17 protein-coding genes are annotated in these 20,645 nt (G+C 62.2%); 7 read left to right on the top strand and 10 right to left on the bottom strand.

The features are described from left to right. Window positions 1-51: 51 nt before the first annotated feature. The 4 genes from I6L45_RS16525 to apbC all read right to left on the bottom strand — a co-directional run bounded on the left by I6L45_RS16525 (window position 52) and on the right by apbC (window position 4,327). Window positions 52-1,524 carry an inorganic phosphate transporter gene (locus tag I6L45_RS16525; protein ID WP_210548734.1) on the bottom strand — a complete coding sequence of 491 codons (1,473 nt, stop codon included), beginning with the start codon at window positions 1,522-1,524 and terminating at the stop codon, window positions 52-54. Between the two features lie 322 nt (window positions 1,525-1,846). Continuing rightward, window positions 1,847-2,428: a dCTP deaminase gene (dcd, locus tag I6L45_RS16520; protein WP_043760526.1), complete on the bottom strand. Its 582-nt coding sequence runs from the start codon at window positions 2,426-2,428 to the stop codon at window positions 1,847-1,849. Between the two features lie 63 nt (window positions 2,429-2,491). Beyond that, window positions 2,492-3,136 (bottom strand): uridine kinase, encoded by a 645-nt coding sequence (gene udk, locus I6L45_RS16515; RefSeq protein WP_134694345.1) that lies wholly within the window; start codon window positions 3,134-3,136, stop codon window positions 2,492-2,494. Window positions 3,137-3,244: 108 nt separating this feature from the next. Continuing rightward, on the bottom strand, window positions 3,245-4,327 hold the full coding sequence (gene apbC, locus I6L45_RS16510; protein WP_043760531.1) for an iron-sulfur cluster carrier protein ApbC: 1,083 nt from the start codon (window positions 4,325-4,327) through the stop codon (window positions 3,245-3,247). A gap of 185 nt (window positions 4,328-4,512) precedes the next feature. Between apbC and metG the strand changes: the two genes are divergently transcribed. Beyond that, complete coding sequence (gene metG / locus I6L45_RS16505; protein ID WP_134694344.1) at window positions 4,513-6,546, top strand: methionine--tRNA ligase; 2,034 nt, start codon at window positions 4,513-4,515, stop codon at window positions 6,544-6,546. 74 nt (window positions 6,547-6,620) lie between these two features. Here the strand turns inward: metG and I6L45_RS16500 are convergent, their stop codons facing one another. Together I6L45_RS16500 and I6L45_RS16495 are read right to left on the bottom strand one after the other, a co-directional pair. Continuing rightward, complete coding sequence (locus tag I6L45_RS16500) at window positions 6,621-7,346, bottom strand: CHAD domain-containing protein (protein ID WP_216982660.1); 726 nt, start codon at window positions 7,344-7,346, stop codon at window positions 6,621-6,623. 13 nt (window positions 7,347-7,359) lie between these two features. Then, the gene (locus I6L45_RS16495) at window positions 7,360-7,632 is read right to left on the bottom strand and encodes an acylphosphatase (protein ID WP_043760538.1); all 273 of its coding nucleotides are present in this window, start codon (window positions 7,630-7,632) and stop codon (window positions 7,360-7,362) included. Between the two features lie 84 nt (window positions 7,633-7,716). On the opposite strand from I6L45_RS16495, the gene I6L45_RS16490 reads away from it, so the two are divergent. The 3 genes from I6L45_RS16490 to I6L45_RS16480 all read left to right on the top strand — a co-directional run bounded on the left by I6L45_RS16490 (window position 7,717) and on the right by I6L45_RS16480 (window position 12,042). Then, window positions 7,717-9,147 carry a methyl-accepting chemotaxis protein gene (locus tag I6L45_RS16490; protein ID WP_216982659.1) on the top strand — a complete coding sequence of 477 codons (1,431 nt, stop codon included), beginning with the start codon at window positions 7,717-7,719 and terminating at the stop codon, window positions 9,145-9,147. A gap of 189 nt (window positions 9,148-9,336) precedes the next feature. Then, window positions 9,337-10,530: a class I SAM-dependent methyltransferase gene (locus tag I6L45_RS16485; RefSeq protein ID WP_043760542.1), complete on the top strand. Its 1,194-nt coding sequence runs from the start codon at window positions 9,337-9,339 to the stop codon at window positions 10,528-10,530. 321 nt (window positions 10,531-10,851) lie between these two features. Beyond that, window positions 10,852-12,042, top strand: a complete 1,191-nt coding sequence (locus I6L45_RS16480; RefSeq protein ID WP_216982658.1) for an acyltransferase — start codon at window positions 10,852-10,854, stop codon at window positions 12,040-12,042. A gap of 83 nt (window positions 12,043-12,125) precedes the next feature. On the opposite strand, the gene I6L45_RS16475 is transcribed toward I6L45_RS16480, so the two are convergent. Continuing rightward, window positions 12,126-12,770: a glutathione S-transferase family protein gene (locus tag I6L45_RS16475; protein WP_216982657.1), complete on the bottom strand. Its 645-nt coding sequence runs from the start codon at window positions 12,768-12,770 to the stop codon at window positions 12,126-12,128. A 99-nt stretch (window positions 12,771-12,869) separates the two neighbouring features. Beyond that, entirely contained in the window at window positions 12,870-13,319 is a 450-nt protein-coding gene (locus I6L45_RS16470; protein ID WP_134694338.1) for an EamA family transporter, read from the bottom strand. 304 nt (window positions 13,320-13,623) lie between these two features. Here I6L45_RS16470 and selD point away from each other — a divergent pair, with 304 nt between their 5' ends. Genes selD through I6L45_RS16455 form a run of 3 tightly spaced genes read left to right on the top strand, consistent with a single transcriptional unit; the run spans window position 13,624 to window position 16,426 of the window. After that, window positions 13,624-14,661, top strand: coding sequence for a selenide, water dikinase SelD (selD, locus tag I6L45_RS16465; protein ID WP_216982656.1), 1,038 nt, complete (start codon window positions 13,624-13,626; stop codon window positions 14,659-14,661). Continuing rightward, window positions 14,658-15,788 carry a tRNA 2-selenouridine(34) synthase MnmH gene (gene mnmH / locus I6L45_RS16460; RefSeq protein WP_216982655.1) on the top strand — a complete coding sequence of 377 codons (1,131 nt, stop codon included), beginning with the start codon at window positions 14,658-14,660 and terminating at the stop codon, window positions 15,786-15,788. The genes selD and mnmH overlap by 4 nt, the downstream gene beginning before the upstream one ends. Continuing rightward, on the top strand, window positions 15,782-16,426 hold the full coding sequence (locus I6L45_RS16455; RefSeq protein ID WP_216982654.1) for an MBL fold metallo-hydrolase: 645 nt from the start codon (window positions 15,782-15,784) through the stop codon (window positions 16,424-16,426). Before mnmH ends, I6L45_RS16455 begins: the two co-directional genes overlap by 7 nt. Here I6L45_RS16455 and I6L45_RS16450 read toward each other — a convergent pair. Both I6L45_RS16450 and I6L45_RS16445 read right to left on the bottom strand, forming a co-directional pair. Beyond that, the gene (locus I6L45_RS16450; protein WP_043760556.1) at window positions 16,402-17,418 is read right to left on the bottom strand and encodes an HD domain-containing phosphohydrolase; all 1,017 of its coding nucleotides are present in this window, start codon (window positions 17,416-17,418) and stop codon (window positions 16,402-16,404) included. The two genes, I6L45_RS16455 and I6L45_RS16450, sit on opposite strands and share 25 nt — an antisense overlap. Next, on the bottom strand, window positions 17,415-20,579 hold the full coding sequence (locus tag I6L45_RS16445; protein WP_216982653.1) for a response regulator: 3,165 nt from the start codon (window positions 20,577-20,579) through the stop codon (window positions 17,415-17,417). The genes I6L45_RS16450 and I6L45_RS16445 overlap by 4 nt, the downstream gene beginning before the upstream one ends. Window positions 20,580-20,645: the final 66 nt, after the last annotated feature.

The following is a 20,645-nucleotide window of genomic DNA, read 5'->3' as shown; positions in this document are numbered from 1 at the left end:
ACAAGAAAAAAGGGCCCGCAGGCCCTTTAAATCGCGTGTCTTATCCGGTCATCAGCCGCCGAACAGATTGTTGCTTACCAGGAACAGGCCGCCGGAGAGCAGCATGGTGAGTGGCAATGTCAGCACCCAGGCCAGCAGAATGGTCTTGATGGTCTGACTCTGCAGACCAGACTTGTTGGCCACCATGGTTCCCGCCACCGCAGAAGAGAGGATGTGGGTGGTGGAAACCGGCATGCCGGTCAGACTGGCTACCCCGATGGAGGCGGCTGCCGTGATCTGGGCGGCAATGCCCTGGCTGTAGGTCATGCCGGAAGAGCCGATCTTCTCGCCCACGGTATAGACGATGCGACGCCAGCCCACCATGGTGCCGCAGCCCAAGGCCAGAGCGATGGAGACGATGACCCAGGTCGGTGCATATTCGGCGGTGGCGGTCAGATCCTTGCGCCATTTGGCGAGATCCGTCAGCTCCTTGGCCGGCAGCGGCAACTTGGAGACCTTGCGAGCGGTATCGTCGATACACAGCAGCAGACGACGCACTTCACGGCGATCCACCAGGCTCATCTCCTCATAGGTGCGCACCTGGCCAAGACGACTGTCGAGGGTAGCCATGGCTTGCAGAGCCTCACCGGCCTCACAGTGGGTCATCAGCTCTTCCTGGGCCTTGGCCGGTACGCTGAAGTTCACCAGATGGGAGACCTGCTCTTGATTGCGCTGGTAGATCTCCATGATGCGCTGGTTGGCATCCTGGGTGCGGTCCAGATCATAGGAGCGGCTGTTCATGTCCAGGGCAAAATAGGCGGGCGCCATGCAGATCAGCACCAGCATCACCAGACCGATCCCCTTCTGACCGTCGTTGGAGCCGTGCACGAAGCTCACCCCCATGGCGGAGGCCACCAGCGTCAGACGGGCCCAGAATGGCGGGTGCTTCTTGCCATCCACCAGCAGACGCTCTTCCGGGGTCTTGTGGATCTTGCTGCCGAGCCAGATCCGCTTCATGGCGAACAGCAGCAGAGCGGCAATGATGAAGCCCACGGTGGGAGAAATAATGAGGGAAAGCATGATGTCGATGGCTTTACCGACGTTGATGCCCTCTTTCAGGGGCTGATCGCTGATCAGGGCATAGGCACCGCCTACCCCCAGGATGGAGCCGATCAGGGTGTGAGAGCTGGACGCCGGGATGCCGAAATACCAGGTCCCCAGATTCCAGACAATGGCTGAAAACAGCAGGGAGAAGACCATGATCAGGCCCTGGGTGGAGTCCATCCCCAGCAGCAGATCGATGGGCAACAGATGGACGATGGCATAGGCCACCCCCAACCCTCCGAGCATGACCCCGGCAAAGTTGAACAGGCCGGAAGCCACCACCGCCATATGGGCAGGCATCGCCTTGGTATAGATAACCGTTGCTACCGCGTTGGCGGTATCGTGGAAGCCATTGATGAACTCATAGGCCAGCACAAAAAAAACGGCCAATACCAAACCGATTGACCACCAAAAACCCAAACCACTAAACATTTCAAACATAAAAACGAACCTGTTTATGAGTTGCGGCGGATTATGCCAGAAGGCTCGATGCGCCATACCCGTTGTTGAAATATTTCAGTAAGAAAAAAAAAGGGCATTCCGACAGAAAATGTCTTAGCCCCTCTCGGAGTGAGGCTTGTCGAAGATTAATTAAAGCCCCTCACCACCCTCAATTTAAGCCTCATAAGAGGCTAATTCATCAAAAGTAGCAAGTCGACGGCCCCCCTTTTTTCATCCTGTTGCCATCAACGCCTCGCTCGTCAGACATGCAAAGAGGGTGCAATTGCACCCTCTTTATACAGGCAAGACGATATGTGGCGGCTCAGTCCTGGTTGATCCGGCTCGCCACGGCACCTTGCTGGCTCTTGTACTTGGCGTTCTCACGCTTGTTGTACGGGCGGGCCGCGGTGCCCGAGAGCATCTCGAAGTTCAGCGCACCGATCTTCATCTTGGGACGCAGGGCCAGGGGCAGCTTGCCGCCGTTGTAGAACTCCAGCACGATGCGGCCGGACCAGCCCGGATCGATGCGGTGTGCGGTCACGTGCACCATGAGACCGAGGCGCGCCAGGGAGGAGCGACCATCCAGCCAGCCGACAATATCGGCGGGCAGGGTCACGGATTCATAGGTTACCGCCAGTGCCAGCTGGCCCGGGTGCAGATAGAAGGCTTCGCCGTCGGGAATGTGGATCTCCTCGCTCATCACCCGCTCGATGGCATCGGCCATCTCGGCACTGGTGCCGCCGAGGTCGATATAAGGCGCGGTATGATCGCGAAACACCCGAAACTCGTTGCCGAGCAGCACGTCGACGCTGACGCCACTGATCCGCTCAACACCGGGCCGAGGCTCGATGACGATCTTGCCTTCATCCAGATGCCGTTCGATATCGGTATCACAAAGACGCATTGTGCGACTCTCCTGAAAAATGATTCATTTGAAAAAGCCGGGCATCACCCGGCTTGTTTTCACTCAACCAATCAGCATGTGGCGGATACGCGCCTTGAGCATGTCGATGGCGATGCGGTTCTTGCCGCCGCGGGGCACGATCACGTCCGCATATTGCTTGGACGGGTCGATAAATTGCATGAACATGGGGCGCACCGTCTTCTGGTACTGCTTGAGCACGGAGTCCATGGTACGGCCACGCTCCTGCACGTCGCGCACTAGGCGGCGCAGCAGGCAGATGTCCAGCGGGGTATCCATAAAGATGGAGGCGTCCATCAGATCCCGCAGCCGGTTGTCGGTTAGCAGCAGGATCCCTTCCAGAATGATCACCTTGCGCGGCGCAAAGCGGGTCACTTCACTCATCCGGGTGTGTTCGGAGTAGGAGTATTGCGGGATCTCGACCCCCTCCCCCTTGAGCAGAGAACCCAGGTGCTCGACCAGCAGGCTGTGATCCATGGAGCTGGGATGGTCATAGTTGGTCTTGACCCGCTCTTCCATGGTCAGGTGGGATTGATCCTTGTAATAGCAATCCTCGGAGATGACACCGATTTCCCCAGCCCCCAATTCGGCCACCAGCTCTTCATAGATGGTTTGAGCGATAAGACTCTTGCCGGAAGCGGATGCACCAGCAATACCGATGATCACACAGGAATGTTGAGTATCAGACATTGAAAATACCTAAAGAGAAGAGCACTGGGGATTGTTTAAACCGATCCATTATATGAAAAAGGGTGGGCCATGCCCACCCCAAATCCGCCTCGCGCGGTCGACAGCCGATTATTCGTCCAGCGCCATCGTGTAGAGCGGGGTCGCAATCGGTTTACCGCTGAAATAGAGCTCGGCGCCCACCCGACGCGCCAACTTCAGGTAGGTCTGTGCCAGTTCGCCGTCCGGCTTCCCGAACACGGTGGGACAGCCGTCATCCATGTGCTGGCGAATGTCGATGTGCAGCGGCAGCTGACCGAGCAGCGCCACCTGATACTGCTCCGCCATCTTCTGGCCGCCGCCGGTTCCGAACAGGGGCTCGTGGTGGCCGCAAGCGCTGCAGACGTGATAGCTCATGTTCTCGACGATGCCGAGCACGGGCACATTAACCTTGTTGAACATGGCGATCCCCTTGCGGGCATCGGCCAGGGCCACGTCCTGCGGGGTGGTGACGATCACCGCAGCCGTGGTCGGCACCTGCTGGGCCAGGGTGAGCTGGATGTCGCCGGTGCCCGGCGGCATGTCCACCACCAGATAGTCCACCTCGCCCCACCGGGTCTCGTGCAGGATCTGTCCCAGCGCCTTGCTCGCCATGGGGCCGCGCCAGATGGTGGCATCCTGCTCGGCCACCAGATAGCCGATGCTGTTGCTCTTGATGCCACACGCCATAACAGGCTCCATCATCTTGCCATCGAAGCTCACGGGGCGCTCCTTGAGGGTCCCCGTCATGGTCGGGATGGAGGGGCCATAGATGTCCGCATCGAGGATAGCCACCCTGGCCCCCTCTTTTTGCAGCGCCAGCGCCAGGTTGACCGCCGTGGTGGATTTGCCCACCCCGCCCTTGCCGGAGGCGACCACCAGGATGTTGCGAATGCCCTGTACCGCCGCCAGTTGCTGCGCACGCGGCATGCTGGCCACCTCTATATCCCCCGTCCAGTCGATGCGGGTCGCCCCGGTGGCACTGCGCAGCCGCGCATCGAAGGCCTCTTTTATCTGTTCAAACAGGGATTGACCGGCAAAGGGCAGCACCAGCTTGATGGTCAGGGTCTGCCCCTGATGCTCCACGGTTCGCACAAAACCGGCTGCGACCAGATCCTTGCCCCATCCGGCCGGCTTAAATTCGGCCAGGATATTTTTTACTGAATCAATCACCATTAACTCCCCATTATGTTGTCGTTATCCTGAGGTGGACGGTTACCGCACACAAATCAGTGGCTTGCCGATGCCTGCGTGGCGCCACAGGCCATGGCCGGACGGGCCACAACCCTAGGCAGGGCGCCCCCAATTCGGGTAACATGCACGGCACTGTATCATCCCAACAGGCACATAAAGAACGTATTATGGCAACTGATCCTCGTAGAATGCTGGTAACCTGCGCCCTCCCCTATGCCAACGGCTCCATCCACCTCGGTCACATGCTGGAACACATCCAGGCCGATATCTGGGTTCGTTATCAGCGAATGCGCGGCCATCAGGTGCACTTCGTCTGTGCCGACGATGCCCATGGCACCCCCATCATGCTCAAGGCCCAGCAGATGGGGATCACGCCGGAAGAGATGATTGCCGCCGTCTCCCAGGAGCACCAGAGTGACTTCGCCGGTTTCAACATCAGCTTCGACAACTATCACTCGACCCACAGTGACGAAAACCGCGAGCTGGCCGGGCTTATCTACGGTCGTCTGAAAGAGTCGGGCAAGATCAAGATCCGCACCATCTCCCAGCTGTTCGATCCGGAAAAATCCATGTTCCTGCCGGATCGCTTCGTCAAGGGCACCTGCCCCAAGTGCAAGTCCCCCGAGCAATACGGCGACAACTGCGACAGCTGCGGCGCCACCTACAGCCCGACCGAGCTCATCGATCCGAAATCCGCCGTCTCCGGCGCGACCCCGGTGATGAAGGACTCAGAGCACTACTTCTTCGACCTGCCGCAATTCGAAGCCTGGCTGGCTGGCTGGGTGCGTGGCTCCGGCGCCATCCAGGAAGAGATGGCCAACAAGATGCAGGAGTGGTTCGAAAGCGGCCTGCAGCAGTGGGACATCACCCGTGATGCCCCCTACTTCGGCTTCGAAATTCCTGGTGCCCCGGGCAAGTACTTCTACGTCTGGCTCGATGCCCCCATCGGTTACATGGCCTCCTTCAAGAACCTGTGCAACAAGCGTGGCGACATCGACTTCGACAGCTACTGGAAGGCAGACTCCGACGCCGAGCTCTACCACTTCATCGGCAAGGACATCGCCTACTTCCACTGCCTGTTCTGGCCGGCCATGCTCGAAGGCGCTAACTTCCGCAAGCCTACCAAGGTCAACGTACACGGCTACGTGACCGTCAACGGCGCCAAGATGTCCAAGTCCAAGGGCACCTTCATCAAGGCCTCTACCTACCTGAATCACCTGGACCCGGAGTGCCTGCGTTACTACTACGCCGCCAAGCTCAACAGCCGCATCGATGACCTGGATCTCAACCTGGAAGACTTCGTCTCCCGCGTCAACGCCGACGTGGTCAACAAGCTGGTGAACCTCGCCTCCCGCAACGCAGGCTTTATCGCCAAGCGCTTTGACGGCAAGCTGGCCACCACTTGCGCCGAGCCAGAGCTCTACGCCGAGTTCGCGAGCGCCAGCGCCGTCATCGCGGAAGCCTACGAGAGCCGCGAGTTCAGCCGTGCCATCCGCGAGATCATGGCACTGGCCGACAAGGCGAACCGCTACGTGGACGACAAGGCTCCCTGGGTCATCGCCAAGCAGGAGGGCGCAGACGCCGAGCTGCAAGCGGTCTGCTCCGTCGGCATCAACCTGTTCCGGGTGCTGATGGCGTACTTGAAGCCCGTCATGCCCGAGCTCGCCGAGCGCGCCGAGGCCTTCCTGGGCGAGACCCTGACCTGGGACGGCATCGCTGCCCCCCTGGTCGACCACACCGTTGCCCCCTTCAAGGCCCTCTTCTCCCGCATCGAGCCGGCCAAGATTGAAGCCATGATCGAGGCCTCCAAGGAGGATCTCGCCAAGGAGCAGGCGCCGAAAGTAACCGGTCCCCTGGTCGACGACCCCATCAGCGAGACCATCGCCTACGACGACTTCGCCAAGATTGACCTGCGCGTGGCGCTGATCAAGAAGGCCGAAGCGGTGCCGGAAGCAGAGAAACTGCTGAAACTGCAGCTGGACATCGGCGGCGAAACCCGTCAGGTGTTCGCCGGCATCAAGTCTGCCTACAACCCGGAAGATCTGGAAGGCAAGCTGACCGTGATGGTGGCCAACCTGGCCCCGCGCAAGATGCGCTTCGGCATGTCCGAGGGCATGGTGCTGGCCGCCGGCCCGGGCGGCAAGGATCTCTGGATCCTGGAGCCCCAGGAAGGCGCTCAGCCCGGCATGCGTGTCAAATAAGCTGTACGCAACATGACATGAGAAGAGAGGCCAATGGCCTCTCTTTTTTTTCCTGCCTGATTGTTCTCCAGAGGCTAACGCTGCAGCGCCAGTCTGAGGCCGACCAGCTCCGCCTGGCGACAATCGAGTTGGCGCAACTGGCAAAGGATGGCCTCTTTCAGGGCCCGCTTCTGCCTGCCGTGCCCTGGCTCCCTATCGAGACGCCTGAGCCATTGCCGCGAATCCTGCAGCTGACCCAGCCTGTCCTGCCAATCCACCAGCATGGCAAGCCAGGCCGACTCCCCCGCCCCCTGGCCGAGCAGCAACTCCACCCCGTAGCGGGTCTGCTTCAACACCAGTCGCAGCCTGTGCCAATGGCGCAGCCGCTGCCTGCGCCTGGCAGAAACCGGTACGGGCTCCGCCAGGCAATCGGCGAGATCCAGCGCCAGATGCAGCTGGAACAATGGCAAGGGGTTGAAGTCGGCGGGCACCTGCCGGAGTCTTTCCAGCCAGCGGGTCAGGCGCACCGTCAGCATGGGCACCCGGGGGGCATCGCCATGGCGGGAGGAAGCCCCAAAGTGTGCCGCATAGACCTGGGCATCGCGCAGGGTGGAGAGCCGGCCCACCGCACACTCGAGTCGCCGCTCCAGGCCGGGAGCATGGACGAGGGGCCGCCACAGGGCGAGCAGGGCAAGCAGGCGGCGCGCCGCAATCCGGTAGGCGTGCACCTCGTCCGTGCCGGCCCGCTGGCGCAGAGCCAGGGTGGCCGCCCCGTATTCACCGATGAGGCGGCAGGCCTGCTCCATCCCCCCTGTCGTCATCCTCCGCTCCCGATCAGTTGGTATGAAAACCCGATCCCGTGGGCGGCAACGCCTGGGCACACTCCATCCGGGTCACGGTGGCGGTTCGGGGCCCGTGCTCCAGCCAGCCCAGCATCATCTGTACTTTTTGCTCCGGGCCGGCAATGAGGATCTCAACCGACCCATCCTCCAGGTTGTAGGCGTGGCCTCGCAACCCCAGTTGCAGCGCCCGCTCCCGGGTGAAGTAACGAAACCCCACCCCTTGCACCTGGCCCCACACCCGCACGACAAACGATTGCTCTCCCATTTATCACACCTTTCGCTTAAGTAATTTCTCTCCGGGGCGATAATGAACGCGACATTTCCTCCCCTTGCAGGACGCAATACCATTATGAAAGAAGTTAAATTCCGGTGGGTTGACCGTTATCTCATTCACCTCACGATTAACGAGAAATTTCTCATTACCTTCTGGTTTCCCCTGTTGTTCATCGCCTTCCTCACCTGGTATCTGCTGGCCGACGGTCATGATCAAGAGATGCGGATCAGGCTGGATCAGCTCCAGCAGCGGGTCGACACCACAGCCCAGCTGGTCAGCCAGCAGCCGACCCTCACCCTGCCGGCGGATCTCGTCCTGTCACCGACCGCCACGACCGGCCTGAACCAGCAGGGAGAGGTCTATCACTATAGCGCCAGCGCAGGCCAGGCGGGCTTCCTGACCGGCTCCCTGGACACCGGTCGCTATTCCCTCTGGGATGGCCAGGGCACGACCCTCACCATCATCGCCGTGCTGGCGGCCCTGCTGGCCCTCATCACGCACTATCTGATGACCTTCGTCTCCGGGGCCCTCTACTCCACCAACAAGGCACTACAGACGGTGGCGGGGGGCGATCTCACCTTCCGCCTCAACTTCTTCCCGGTGCGGGACGAGTTCTCCATCCTGGCAGGCAGCATCGACAAGTTCACCGATCGCCAGCACAAGATAGTCCAACTGGTGGAGGAGTCGGTCGAGGCACTCACCCTGGCGGCGGACGAGTTTCGCGAACACGCCAGTGACGGCGAGACCCAGGCCCGCGCCCAGCGCCAGCACATGGACTCCCTGGCCACCGCCATGGAGCAGATGTCTGCGGCCATCCGGGAAGTGGCCCGCAATGCCAACGACACCCTGCTTCAAACCCGCCAGTCAAGCGAGGAAGCCGCCCACGGCGCACAGCGGGTCGCCCGCACCATCAATGCCATCGCCACCCTGGCAGACGAGATAGGCAACGCCTCCGGCGCCGTCGAGCGGCTGACCCACAACGCCAACCGCATCAACGAGGTGATCAGCGTCATCAACGCCATCTCCCAGCAGACCAACCTGCTGGCCCTCAACGCCGCCATCGAGGCGGCCCGGGCTGGTGAGCAGGGCCGCGGCTTTGCCGTGGTGGCGGACGAAGTACGCACCCTCGCCAGCCGCACCCAGCAGGCCACGGTGGAGATCCAGCAGATGATCGAAGAGCTGCAGGCCGGCACCGGGGCGCTGAACGACATCATGGAGAAGACGGTGGGCCGCGCCGCCAGCAGCCAGCAGCTCATCACCGAGGTCGGTCTCGACATCGACAAACTCAGCAGCCACAGCGATGCGGTGCTGGAGATGAGCACCCAGATAGCCACCTCGAGCGAAGAGCAGAGCTCGGTGGCCGAGGAGATAACCCGCAGTCTGGACAAGGTGCGGCAAGAGGCGTGCCGGGTGGAAGAATCCGCCAGCGCTGCGGTGGCTGGCACCATGGGCCTCAAGGGCACGGCCAGCGAGCTTGGCCAGGCGTTGACCGGCCTCAGGATCTGAGCCCCCATCCCCCACAGGCCATCCCCGGATGGCCTGTGTTTTTTCAGGGGTACGATAAACTTGACTATCCACCCCTTCATTCACGCAAGTCACCTGTAGATGTACTTATCGCCGCGACGTGGCTTGCACCCCCACCCAGACAACCCCTACTATATGCCCCCTTCTCTTTCTACCATCTGGCAACTACCCATGAGCGCTTCCATTTATCTCGTCAAAGGCCGCGAAAAATCCCTGCTGCGTCGCCACCCCTGGATCTTCTCCAAGGGCATCGAGCGGGTTCAGGGCAATCCCATCGACGGCGACACCGTCGAGATCTACACCAACGATGGCAAGTGGCTCGCCCGTGGCGCCTGGTCCGGCAGCTCCCAGATCCGCGCCCGGGTCTGGACCTTCGACAAGGACGAGACCATCGATCTCGACTTCTTTATCCGCCGCCTCTCCTATGCCCAGGAGTCCCGCGATCCGCTGATCAAACGCCAGGGCCTCACCGGCTATCGCCTGTGCGCCGCCGAGTCCGACGGTCTGCCGGGTCTGACCATCGACCGTTACGCCGACTTCCTGGTGTGCCAGATCCTCTCCGCCGGCGCCGAGTTCCAGCGCGACCTCATCACCCAGGCCCTGCGCACCCTCTACCCCGAGTGCAGCATCTATGAGCGCTCCGACGTGGCGGTGCGCAAGAAGGAAGGGCTGAAAGAGCGCACCGGCGTCATCCATGGCGAGACCCCGACCGAGCCCGTGATGATCGAGGAGAACGGCGGCGTCAAGATCCTGGTGGACATCCGCAACGGCCACAAGACCGGCTTCTATCTGGATCAGCGGGACAACCGTCAGGCCGCCGCCAAGTACACCGAAGGCAAGCGGGTGCTGAACTGCTTCTGCTACACTGGCGGTTTTGGCGTCTATGCCCTCAAGGGCGGCGCCAAGGAGGTGGTCAACGTGGATCTCTCCCAGAACGCCCTGGACATCGCCCGCCAGAACGCCGAGCTGAACGGCCTGGATACCAGCAATACCCAGTTCGTGCGCCACGACGTGTTCAAGCTGCTGCGGGAATACCGCGAGAAGGGCGAGAAGTTCGATGTCATCGTGCTGGATCCCCCCAAGTTTGCCGAGAGCAAGGCTCAGCTGCTGGGTGCCTGCCGCGGCTACAAGGACATCAACATGCTGGCCTTCCAGCTGCTGGCGCCGGGTGGCGTGCTGCTGACCTACTCCTGCTCCGGCCTGATGGAGCAGAGCCTGTTCCAGAAGATCGTCGCCGATGCGGCCCTCGATGCCGGTCGCGATGCCCAGATCCTGGAGCTGCTTTCCCAGGCCTCCGATCACCCCATCGGCACCGCCTATCCGGAAGGCTTCTACCTCAAGGGCCTGGTGGTACGCGCCCGCTGATCGGCACCCCCTCTCTCCTTTTGAACTATCAGGCCCCAATGCGGGCCTGAATTTTTTGACCTCGCTGGCATGTGTGCCGCCGCCCCTCCTTGTCTCCACACAGCCCCCACACTCACCATCGGCTTCAGCTACGCCCTCTTCCCCCCTCTTTGCACAATATGTGTGCGTCCATGATCACAATCACACTCATACGACTCTTAATTTCGTATTTTGGTGTCACCTGAAGCTATCAGGCCCCAGGCCGACCGCCCCATCAGGGGTGATGGTCGGCACAACAAAAATTGATGTCAGGCCAAGCTGAACATCACAAAGGATCCCGTCATGAATCAATCATTGCCGCTGTTGACGCCGCTGCGGGGCATCGCCGCCCTGATGGTGGTGTTGTTCCACGCCAGACTGCTGCTCTTTCCCCAGTGGAAGGAGCCTATCGCCGAAGCGACTCAACTCATCGAGAACGGCTATCTCTGGGTCGATCTCTTCTTCATCCTGAGCGGCCTGGTGCTGGCCCACGTCTATGGGGAGGCCTGTTGTGGCCCTCGTCGCACCATCGGCTATGGCCGTTTCCTCTGGCTGAGGCTGACCCGCATCTACCCTCTCTATCTCGTGACCCTGTTGCTGCTGGTGGGATGGGAGCTTTACAAGGCGCAGCATCAGGTAGGCTTCTATGCCGGCCCCCTGTTCAGGATGTGGGAGTGGGAGGGAATGCCGCCCTTCGGTTCTCCCTTCACGCCCCCCGAGGCGCTCCCCGGTGCCTTCTTGCTGCTGCAGGTGCTCACGGACCATGGGCTGACCTGGAACTTTGCAGCCTGGTCCCTGAGCGTGGAGTGGATAAGCTATCTGTTGTTCCCGCTGCTCATTCCGCTCGCGGTGACCCGCAGCCGCTGGTGTCATCTCGCCCCCGTCATGGCGTTCGCCGTGCTGACCTATATCGTCTTCAGCCAGGGCACTCTGGATGTCACCAGCGGGGCGCTGGCCGTGGGGCGAGGCGTCAGTGAATTCGTGCTCGGGCTCTGGCTGCTCCCCAGAGTCAAGGCCGCACAGCATCTGCCCGTGATACAGCGGGATCTGCCGCTGTTGCTGGCCTTTGCCCTCCCCTGGCTACTGCTGCAATTCCCCATGACGCCCATCCTGACGCTGCTGCTGATCGGCGCCTATGTGCTGCTGATCTGGATTGCCGCAGCCCAGGTGAACCGGCAAAGCCCCTTGCTGCGCCTGCTCGACAACCGCGTCACTAACTGGCTCGGGGATCTCTCCTACTCTATCTACCTGCTCCATGCCCTGGTGCTGCTCACCGGCTGCGAGCTTGTCCATTATCTGGCGCCCGAGTTCACCGCATGGTGGTATGCCCAGACCAATCCACTGTTGGGGTTGGCGGCGACCCTGTTGATGCTGGGGGTGTTGATCGCGCTCTCGGCGGTGAGCTATCACCTCTTTGAGCGGCCGCTACAGCGCAGGCTACGTCGCTGGCATCGCCCCGAGGGGTGGCCACGACCGGTGAAGCAGGAGGATTAACGGGAGGAATAGACAGACGCATAACGCTCTCTTACACAAAACAGGCCCGCGATGCGGGCCTTTTTATGCAAGAGGCAGCGATATCAATCTCGCTGTGGCACTCCCAAGGGGAAGTAGTGACGATAAGGCCTCGCCTCGTCCACCACCCGGACGATGCTGGGATGGGCCAGCAACCGGGCACGATAGCCCCGCAGCACGGCACAATCAGCCGGGATAGGGTGGGCCCAGTCGGCGTAAAAGAGCGAGGGGGCGGCAGCGCAATCGGCCAGGGTAAATCGCTCTCCCGCCGCCCAGCGGCGATCGGCGAGATGCTTGTCTAGCCAGGGGTAGATCCTGTCCAGCATGGCCCGCGCCTCGGCAACCCCGAGGCCGTCGCGCTCGGCCGCAGGTCGCAGCCGGTCCATCACCACCTTCTGCATGGGGGTCATCACATAGTTGTCGAACAGGCGATCCAGCATATGCACTTCTATGCCCGCCTCCCCCGCCGGCACCAGGGTGTTGGGGCCGGGATGGCGCAACTGCAGGTATTCGATGATGGTGCTGCTCTCGAGCAGGGTGCGCCCCTCATCCACCAGCACGGGGAAACGCTTGAGGGGCCAGAGGCTGGCGAGCTCGGCCTTCACCGAGGGGGCCTCCAGATTATGGTACTCGAATGACAGTGCATTCTCGTAGAGGGCGATCAACACCTTCTGGCTGTAGGACGAGAAGGGATGGGCATAGAGTTTCATCTCACCGGCTCCTTGTATTGTATTCCCTTGGTTGATGTCACCTTCACTTGAGCCATTCACCGTGGCGGTCATGACTCTTGTCGCGATGATGGCCCGCCGCTATGGCTCCTTGAGAGCGAGCACCATGACCCCGCTGGCGATGAGGGCGATGCCGAGCCACTCCCGCAGGGAGGGGCGCTCCCCCAGAAACAGGACGGCGAAGATCACCACCAGCACCAGGCTGAACTTGTCGATGGGGGCCACCTGGGCGGCGGTGCCCAGTTGCAGGGCCCGAAAATAGCAGAGCCAGGACGCACCGGTTGCGAGCCCCGACAGGCCGAGGAACAGCCAGCTGTGGGCCGGGAGCGTCAGCGGGTTGCTCCACTGCCGGGTGGCGGTCACATAGAGGCAGAGCAGCAGGAAGATGAGTCCGGTTCTGATCAGGGTGGCCAGATCCGCGTTGATCTGCGCTACCCCGACCTTGGCAAAGATGGCGGTCAGGGCGGCGAAGAAGGCAGAGAGCAGGGCCCAGCCAAACCAGTTCAGGGTGACAATGGATGAGTCGCTCATGATGATGCCTTGCAATAGGGGGTGAGCTAGTTGTAGCAGAGCCGGGAGATAACGAGGATATGGATACTCCTGCCTCGGACCAGGCCTCTTCCCCCTCTTAATTGCGAGTCGGATCCCTCATCCTCTTTGTGGCATAATGCCCCGTCCCGTGGCCTTTGGTGGCGCGGTCTGGGCCATCCCCACGCGGCATGCCCAGCCGATTTGTCATGCCACCAGGCTCACCCGTTTTCTGCGATTATCCGCGATACGATGACCGCACCCATATCGCACGCATCACGCGATGCTTGAACCAAGAGGGGTCAGTATGTCTGCCATTCGTCTCACCCAGTACAGCCACGGCGCCGGCTGTGGCTGCAAGATTTCCCCCAAGGTGCTCGACACCATCTTGAAGAGCCAGATCCCGGGCTTTGACGATCCCACCCTGATCGTCGGCAACAGCAGCAAGGATGACGCCGCCGTGGTGGACATCGGCAACGGCCAGGGCATCGTCTCCACCACCGACTTCTTCATGCCCATCGTCGATGATCCCTTTACTTTCGGCCGTATCGCCGCCACCAACGCCATCAGCGACATCTACGCCATGGGCGGCAAGCCCATCGTCGCCATCGCGATCCTCGGCTGGCCCATCAACACGCTGGCCCCCGAGGTTGCCCAGCAGGTGATCGACGGCGGTCGTCAGGTGTGTCACGAAGCGGGTATCTCCCTCGCAGGTGGCCACAGCATCGACGCCCCGGAACCCATCTTCGGCCTGGCGGTGACAGGCATAGTGCCGCTCAACGCCATCAAACAGAACGACACCGCCCAGGTGGGTGATACCCTCTATCTGACCAAACCCCTTGGCATCGGTATCCTCACCACAGCCCAGAAGAAGGGCAAGCTCAAGCCCGAGCACGAGCAACTGGCCCCCGAGGCCATGTGTACCCTCAACAAGATTGGCCAGCATTTCGCCGCACTGCCGGGCGTACACGCCATGACGGACGTGACCGGCTTTGGTCTGGCCGGCCACCTGCTGGAGATGTGCGAGGGTTCCGATGTATGCGCCCGCCTCGACTTCACGGCGCTGCCGCTCCTGCCCGAGGTGGATCACTACCTGGCAGAGGGGTGCGTGCCGGGCGGTACCCTCCGCAATCACGACTCCTACGGCCACAAGCTTGACGCCATGGATGAGCGTACCCGCAACATTCTTTGCGATCCCCAGACCAGCGGCGGCCTCCTGGTCGCCGTCGGCAAGGAGAGTGAAAACGAGTTTCTCGCCATTGCAGAGCAGGCCGGGCTGAGCCTCTCCCCCATCGGCCAGCTGCAGGCCCGCACCGGCAACCAGTTCATCGAGGTTGTCCTATGAGTGACCTGCCCCTGGTCAGCGATTACACCCGTATTTTCCTGGAGGACGTTCCCCTCATCGATCTGCGCGCCCCCGTCGAGTTCAAGGAGGGGGCCTTTCCCACCGCCGTCAGCCTGCCACTGATGACGGACGAGGAGCGTGCCCGGGTCGGGACCTGCTACAAACAGGAGGGGCAGGCTGCCGCCATCAGACTCGGCCATCAGCTGGTGGGGGGCGCGGTGCGCGCCGCGCGTCTGGATGCCTGGCTGACTCAGCTGCGCCAGCAGCCAGATGCCCTGCTCTACTGCTTCCGGGGTGGCCTGCGCTCGCAAACCGTTCAGCAGTGGCTGGCCGAGGCCGGTGTCACCCGACCCCGGGTGGCTGGCGGCTACAAGGAGCTGCGCCGCTTTCTCATCGACACCCAGGAGAGCGCCGCCGCCCAGTGCGGCTGGACCGTGCTGACCGGCATGACCGGCTCCGGCAAGACCCATATGCTGGCGCACATTGCCCAGGCGGTGGACCTGGAGGGCCATGCCCATCACAGGGGCTCCTCCTTTGGCCAGCTGCCGGGGGGCCAGCCCAGCAACATCAACTTCGAGAACCGCATCGCCATCGAGCTGCTCAAGCGCCGCCATCGGGGTGAAGCCCATTTCGTGGTCGAAGACGAGAGCCGCCTCATCGGCCGCTGCGCCCTGCCCCTGAGCCTCTATGAGGCCATGTGCCAGGCGCCTCTGGTGGTGGTGGAAGTTTCTCAGGAGGAGCGGGCCGAGCAGATCCGCATCGATTACGTGCAGGATCTCTGGCTGCGCTATCTGGAGATGTATGGCCAGGAGGCGGGCTGGCCGCTCTTTGCCGGCTACCTCACCGACGCCATGGCCCGCCTCAAGCGTCGCCTCGGCGACAAGGATCACCGCGAGCTGGACGGCCTGTTGCAAGCCGCCCTCACCGAGCAGGCCGAGACCGGGCAAACCGCCGCCCACCTGGTCTGGATCCAGCTGCTGCTGACCCGTTACTATGACCCCATGTACCGCTACCAGCTGGACAACAAGCGCGAGCGGATCCTGTTTCGCGGCGACCGGCAGGCCTGCCTCGCCTTCTTTGCCGAGCAACACGCCCTTCAACCTCACCAGGAGAGTCCCACATGTTGAAGTTCGAGGTGATCCCGGTCACCCAGTTCGCCCAGAATTGTTCCCTCATCTGGTGCGACGAGACCCACCAGGCGGCGCTCGTCGATCCCGGTGGCGAGGCGGACAAGCTGCTGGCTGCCGTCGCCAGGCGCGGGCTGACTCTGACCCATATCCTGCTGACCCACGGTCATCTCGATCATGTGGGTGCTGCGGCCCAGTTGCGCGAACGGACAGGCGTTCCCATCACGGGTCCCCACAAGGAAGACGCCTTCTGGCTCGACATGCTGCCCCAGCAGAGCCAGATGTTCGGCTTTGCCCATACCCCGTCTTTCACCCCGGATAGCTGGCTCACCCAGGGGGACAAGGTGCAACTCGGGCACTGCGAGCTGGAAGTCTATTTCTGCCCGGGCCATACACCGGGTCATGTCGTGCTGATCAGCCAGGCCGAACGCCTCGCCTGGGTGGGGGACGTGCTCTTTGCCGGCAGCATAGGCCGCACCGACTTCCCGCGCGGTGATCACGCCACCCTGATCCGCTCGATCAGCGAAACCCTGTTGCCGCTTGGGGATGACATTGTCTTCATCCCGGGCCACGGCCCCAGCTCCACCTTCGGGCACGAGAAGGCGAGCAATCCCTACCTGACGCAATCCATCTGGTAATCCCCCCGCGCTTCGCGGGCATCCCACTGGATCTTGAGGCGCAAGATCTCCGGCATGATCTCGAGAAAACGTGCGAGCAGCCGGGGATCGAAGTGCTGGCCGGCACCGTCACGCATGGTGGCCAGCACCCGCTCCAGGGGCCAGGGCTCCTTGTAGGGACGACGCACGCTCAGGGCGTCAAACACGTCGGCGATGGCCACGATCCGCGACGCCTCGGGGATCCCCTCGCCGCTTGTTCCTGCGGGGTAACCCGTGCCGTCCCACTTTTCGTGGTGATGCAGGGCAATCTCCGCCGCCATGCGGAAGATGGGTCCGTCCGAACGCTTCAAGATCTCGTAACCGATGCGCGGATGGGTACGCATGATGGCCCACTCCTCTTCGGTAAGAGGCCCGGGCTTCTTGAGGATGTGATCAGGGATCCCAATCTTGCCCATGTCATGCATGGGGGCCGCCAGCTCCAGCAGATCCGACTGTTCAGGGCTCCAGCCGACCGCGTCGGCCAGGGCCCGGGCATAGGCGGCCATGCGCCAGATATGCACCCCGGTGTCGGTGTCGTTGTAGTGACCCGCCTCGCTCAACATCACGATGGCGGTGCGGTAGCTGCGCTCGAGCTGCTCGAGGCGTACCAGAGAGAGATGGTTGCGCACCCGGGCACGCACCGTGCTCGGGCAGACCGGCTTGTAGATGTAATCCACCCCCCCCGCTTCGAACCCCTGGCTCTCGCTGTCTGCATTGTCACTCGCCGTGATAAAGAGCACCGGGATCCCGGCGTGAGCCGGATCGGCCTTGAGTCGGCGGCACACCTCGTAGCCGTCCATGTCGGGCATGCGCACGTCAAGCAGGATCAGCGCAGGCTCGTGGCGCTCGACGGCAGCCAGCCCCTCCTCGCCCCCCTTGGCGAAGAAGAGGTTGTACTCCTCCTTGAGGATTTGCCGCAGCAGTCCGAGATTGCTCGGCTCGTCGTCGATGATCAGCACGCGCGGTCTATTCATGGTGCAGACTCCTCCCGATCCCCCAGATACTCTTCCAGCGTGCGGGTCGCAAGCGGGATATCGAACAGCTCCAGCGCCGCACTGATCTCGTTCACCAGCTTGCAAGGCAGGTAACTCCTGGCCTGGCCCAGCGCAGGCTCTATCAGCTCCAGATCCTCGCTCACCAGGGCCTGATGCAAGGCGTGCAGGTACACCTCCTGCACCTCACCCTGAACCAGCGGGGAGTTGATGGCCCCCGGTTCGCGACCGGCATAGGTGTCGATGGCTTGCTGCGCCCGCTCCAGCGCCTCGAGGAAGGGGGGAATGAGCTGGCTGGTGTCGCCCCCCTGCTCGATGGCTTCGTTCAGTTCGGCGCTGATGCGTGCCACATCGGTGAGCGACAGGCTGCCTGCCACCCCCTTGATCTTGTGAGTCAGGCTCGCGGCCGCGTCAATCTCGTGCTGAGCGATGTAGTCCGGCAGCACGGTGCCGACCGCCATGTAGTCATCACGAAAGCGCCGCAGGTATTTGAGATAAACGGACGCTTCACCCCAGTTTCGCAGTCCGGTATCGATATCGATGCCAGCCACCGACTCCCGGGCAAAGTCGTTCACGGTGAGCGGTGCCACGCTGTCCGGCAGGTAGCGCAGCAGCGTCGCGATGAGCTGCTCCACATCGAGCGGCTTGGCGATGAAGTCGTTCATGCCAGAGGCCAGCGCCGCCTCGCGCTGATCCTTGAAGACACCGGCGGTGAGTGCCAGCACGGGGGTCTCCTCGCGTCCCGGCAGCTGGCGCAGGCGGCGGGTCGCCTCGTAGCCATCCATCACCGGCATCTGCACGTCCATGAGCACCAGATCGATGCGCCGCGCCGGATCGGCAAGACAGGCCAGGGCCCGCTCTCCGTCGATGGCGGTGATCACCTCGGCCCCCTCTCGCTGCAGCAGGCGGGTCGCCACTTCCAGGTTGATGTCGCTGTCATCGACCAGCAGTACGTGCACACCCGGCAGGCGCAGACGGCGCTGGCCGCTCTCCAGCGGTGCCACGTGTTCGCGCTTCTCGTGGATGAGGCGCGCCACCGCGTTGTAGAGACTGGAGCCGGTGACGGGCTTGTGCAACACCAGATCCACCTGATCCGAGCCGGGGCGGCGCATCAGCTCGTCCTGGGAGTAGGCGGTCGCCATGATGATGATGGGCGAGTGATCCTGCCGCTCGAAAGCACGGCGAATGGCGATGCTGGTCTCGAGTCCGTCCATGCCAGGCATCATCCAGTCGAGCAGGATCACGTCGAAACGCTCCCCCTGACCCAGCAAATGGTGCAGGGCCTGCTCACCGGACTCCACTACCCGTGACTGCCAGCCGAGGGAGCCCACTGTCATCGACAGGGTGTCGCGAGTCACCTGGTTGTCGTCGGCAATGAGCAGCGAAACGTGTTGCAGCCGCTCGTTGAAGGCCTCGGGCTGCCTCACCAGCGCCAGACGGACACGGAACCAGAACTCGCTCCCCTTGCCCAGTTCGCTGGTGACGCCGATATCCCCCCCCATCAGGCTCACCAGGCGGCGGCTAATGGTCAGGCCAAGCCCGGTCCCCCCGAAACGACGACTGGTGGAGGAGTCGGCCTGGGAGAAGGCATTGAAGATGTTGGCCTGTTGTTCTGGTGGAATGCCGATCCCGGTGTCGCGCACCCGAAACAGCAAGGTGGCCATGCCGTCCTGCTCGGCCTCCAGCTCGACCTTGACCTCCACTTCCCCACGTTCGGTGAACTTGATGGCATTGCCGGTCAGGTTGAGCAGCACCTGCTCGAGGCGAAGGGCGTCCCCAATCAGATGGCCGGCCTGCTCGGGGGCACTGCCCACCACCAGCTCGAGGTGCTTGTCGCCAACGCAGGTGGACATGATGGCCGCCACGTGATCCAGTACCTCCTCCAGGCTGAATGGCACCTGCTCGAGCTCGAGCCGGCCCGACTCAATCTTGGAAAAATCGAGGATGTCGTTGATGATCCCGAGCAGCGCATGCCCTGCCTGGTGGATCTTGCGAACCAGCGCACGCTGGCCATCGTCAAGCACTCCCTGCTCGAGCAGGTAGGTCACCCCCATGATGGCGTTCATGGGAGTACGGATCTCGTGGCTCATGTTAGCGATGAAATCCCCTTTGACCCGCGCCAGCCTGGCTGCCTCCTGCTGTGCCTGCTGCTCCCGACGCCAGCTGCGCACCAGCGAGGCCACTCCGATACCGAACAGCAGCAGCAAGGTGGCGCAGGTAGCCGAAATGCTCATCCAGATGTGAGTACGAATGGCCAGCAGCTCGCTGCGCGGCACCATGGAGGCGGCCTTCCAGATCAGCTGATCATGATTCAGTGCCGGGTACAGGGTGGTCCAGCTCCACAGCCCGTCGGCAGACTCGACCTGGCCGTTTGAGGCTCCCCAGAGCGTCTGCCAGGCCTGGGGAGAGGTCAGCCTCAGGGTAAGATCCGGGCGCTCGAGCATAAAACCCCACTCTTGTGCCGGATCGGGGCTGCGCAGCCAATACCCGTCCTGATTGAGCAGCATGGTATGGGCGGCAGCCTTGCCGCTGCTGTTGGCGAACTCCTTGAGCATACGGCCTGCCTGCACGTTGATAAGCAGCAAGCCCAGATCACGGTCCCCCAGGCGCAGGCGCTTGGCGATGCGGATCATGGGATTGAAGGGGCGATCGATCACCCCGTGTTCGACGTTGAGATCGAGCGGAGAGACGTAGATCCGCTCCCAGGGCAGTGCCATGGCATCGCGGAAATAGTAACGCTCTCCCTTGTTCTGCAACTGGTCGTCAGCCACACGCCGTAGATGCGGCCCCTGACGGTTGATGCGCACCAGCTCCATGCCATCCGGCGCCAGCCAGCGCACCTGGGCATAATCGGGATTACGGTTCATCAGAATGGTGAACTGGGCAGCCATGGTGTCACGTTCATTGCGACCCGCCGCCTCGAGCAGGAGGGGTTCTTCAGACATGCTGCGCACATGGCGTAGCGGCACTGCCAGCTCATCCTCGAGACGACCGCTGGCGAGTGCCAGGAAGGTGCTCTCATCGCTGCGAAGACGATAAAGTTCGCGCTCGATCAGTGCGTTTCCCAACAGATACCCCCCCACCAGGACCAGCACCATAATGGGTGAGAACAGCAGGAAATATCCCCGTATGATTCCCTTCATGACGGTCAACATTACCCCGTAGATGGACTTGTTCGAATACTTTATATGTGTCAGAGCACCACAACC

It is taken from the genome of Aeromonas sp. FDAARGOS 1415, from assembly GCF_019048365.1.
Taxonomy (GTDB): Bacteria; Pseudomonadota; Gammaproteobacteria; order Enterobacterales; family Aeromonadaceae; genus Aeromonas; species Aeromonas taiwanensis.
Note: the sequence above shows the minus strand (reverse complement) of the source record. Positions and strands in the feature narration are given on the sequence as shown.

Excerpts from the sequence above, each read along its gene's own strand:
- udk (WP_134694345.1), bottom strand. The coding sequence starts at position 3,136 with ATGTCTGATACTCAACATTCCTGTGTGATCATCGGTATTGCTGGTGCA.
- I6L45_RS16485 (WP_043760542.1), top strand. The coding sequence starts at position 9,337 with ATGAGCGCTTCCATTTATCTCGTCAAAGGCCGCGAAAAATCCCTGCTG.
- I6L45_RS16480 (WP_216982658.1), top strand. The coding sequence starts at position 10,852 with ATGAATCAATCATTGCCGCTGTTGACGCCGCTGCGGGGCATCGCCGCC.
- I6L45_RS16450 (WP_043760556.1), bottom strand. The coding sequence starts at position 17,418 with ATGAATAGACCGCGCGTGCTGATCATCGACGACGAGCCGAGCAATCTC.
- I6L45_RS16495 (WP_043760538.1), bottom strand. The coding sequence starts at position 7,632 with ATGGGAGAGCAATCGTTTGTCGTGCGGGTGTGGGGCCAGGTGCAAGGG.
- dcd (WP_043760526.1), bottom strand. The coding sequence starts at position 2,428 with ATGCGTCTTTGTGATACCGATATCGAACGGCATCTGGATGAAGGCAAG.
- I6L45_RS16470 (WP_134694338.1), bottom strand. The coding sequence starts at position 13,319 with ATGAGCGACTCATCCATTGTCACCCTGAACTGGTTTGGCTGGGCCCTG.
- apbC (WP_043760531.1), bottom strand. The coding sequence starts at position 4,327 with ATGGTGATTGATTCAGTAAAAAATATCCTGGCCGAATTTAAGCCGGCC.
- metG (WP_134694344.1), top strand. The coding sequence starts at position 4,513 with ATGGCAACTGATCCTCGTAGAATGCTGGTAACCTGCGCCCTCCCCTAT.
- mnmH (WP_216982655.1), top strand. The coding sequence starts at position 14,658 with ATGAGTGACCTGCCCCTGGTCAGCGATTACACCCGTATTTTCCTGGAG.
- selD (WP_216982656.1), top strand. The coding sequence starts at position 13,624 with ATGTCTGCCATTCGTCTCACCCAGTACAGCCACGGCGCCGGCTGTGGC.
- I6L45_RS16490 (WP_216982659.1), top strand. The coding sequence starts at position 7,717 with ATGAAAGAAGTTAAATTCCGGTGGGTTGACCGTTATCTCATTCACCTC.
- I6L45_RS16445 (WP_216982653.1), bottom strand. The coding sequence starts at position 20,579 with ATGAAGGGAATCATACGGGGATATTTCCTGCTGTTCTCACCCATTATG.
- I6L45_RS16475 (WP_216982657.1), bottom strand. The coding sequence starts at position 12,770 with ATGAAACTCTATGCCCATCCCTTCTCGTCCTACAGCCAGAAGGTGTTG.
- I6L45_RS16455 (WP_216982654.1), top strand. The coding sequence starts at position 15,782 with ATGTTGAAGTTCGAGGTGATCCCGGTCACCCAGTTCGCCCAGAATTGT.
- I6L45_RS16525 (WP_210548734.1), bottom strand. The coding sequence starts at position 1,524 with ATGTTTGAAATGTTTAGTGGTTTGGGTTTTTGGTGGTCAATCGGTTTG.
- I6L45_RS16500 (WP_216982660.1), bottom strand. The coding sequence starts at position 7,346 with ATGACGACAGGGGGGATGGAGCAGGCCTGCCGCCTCATCGGTGAATAC.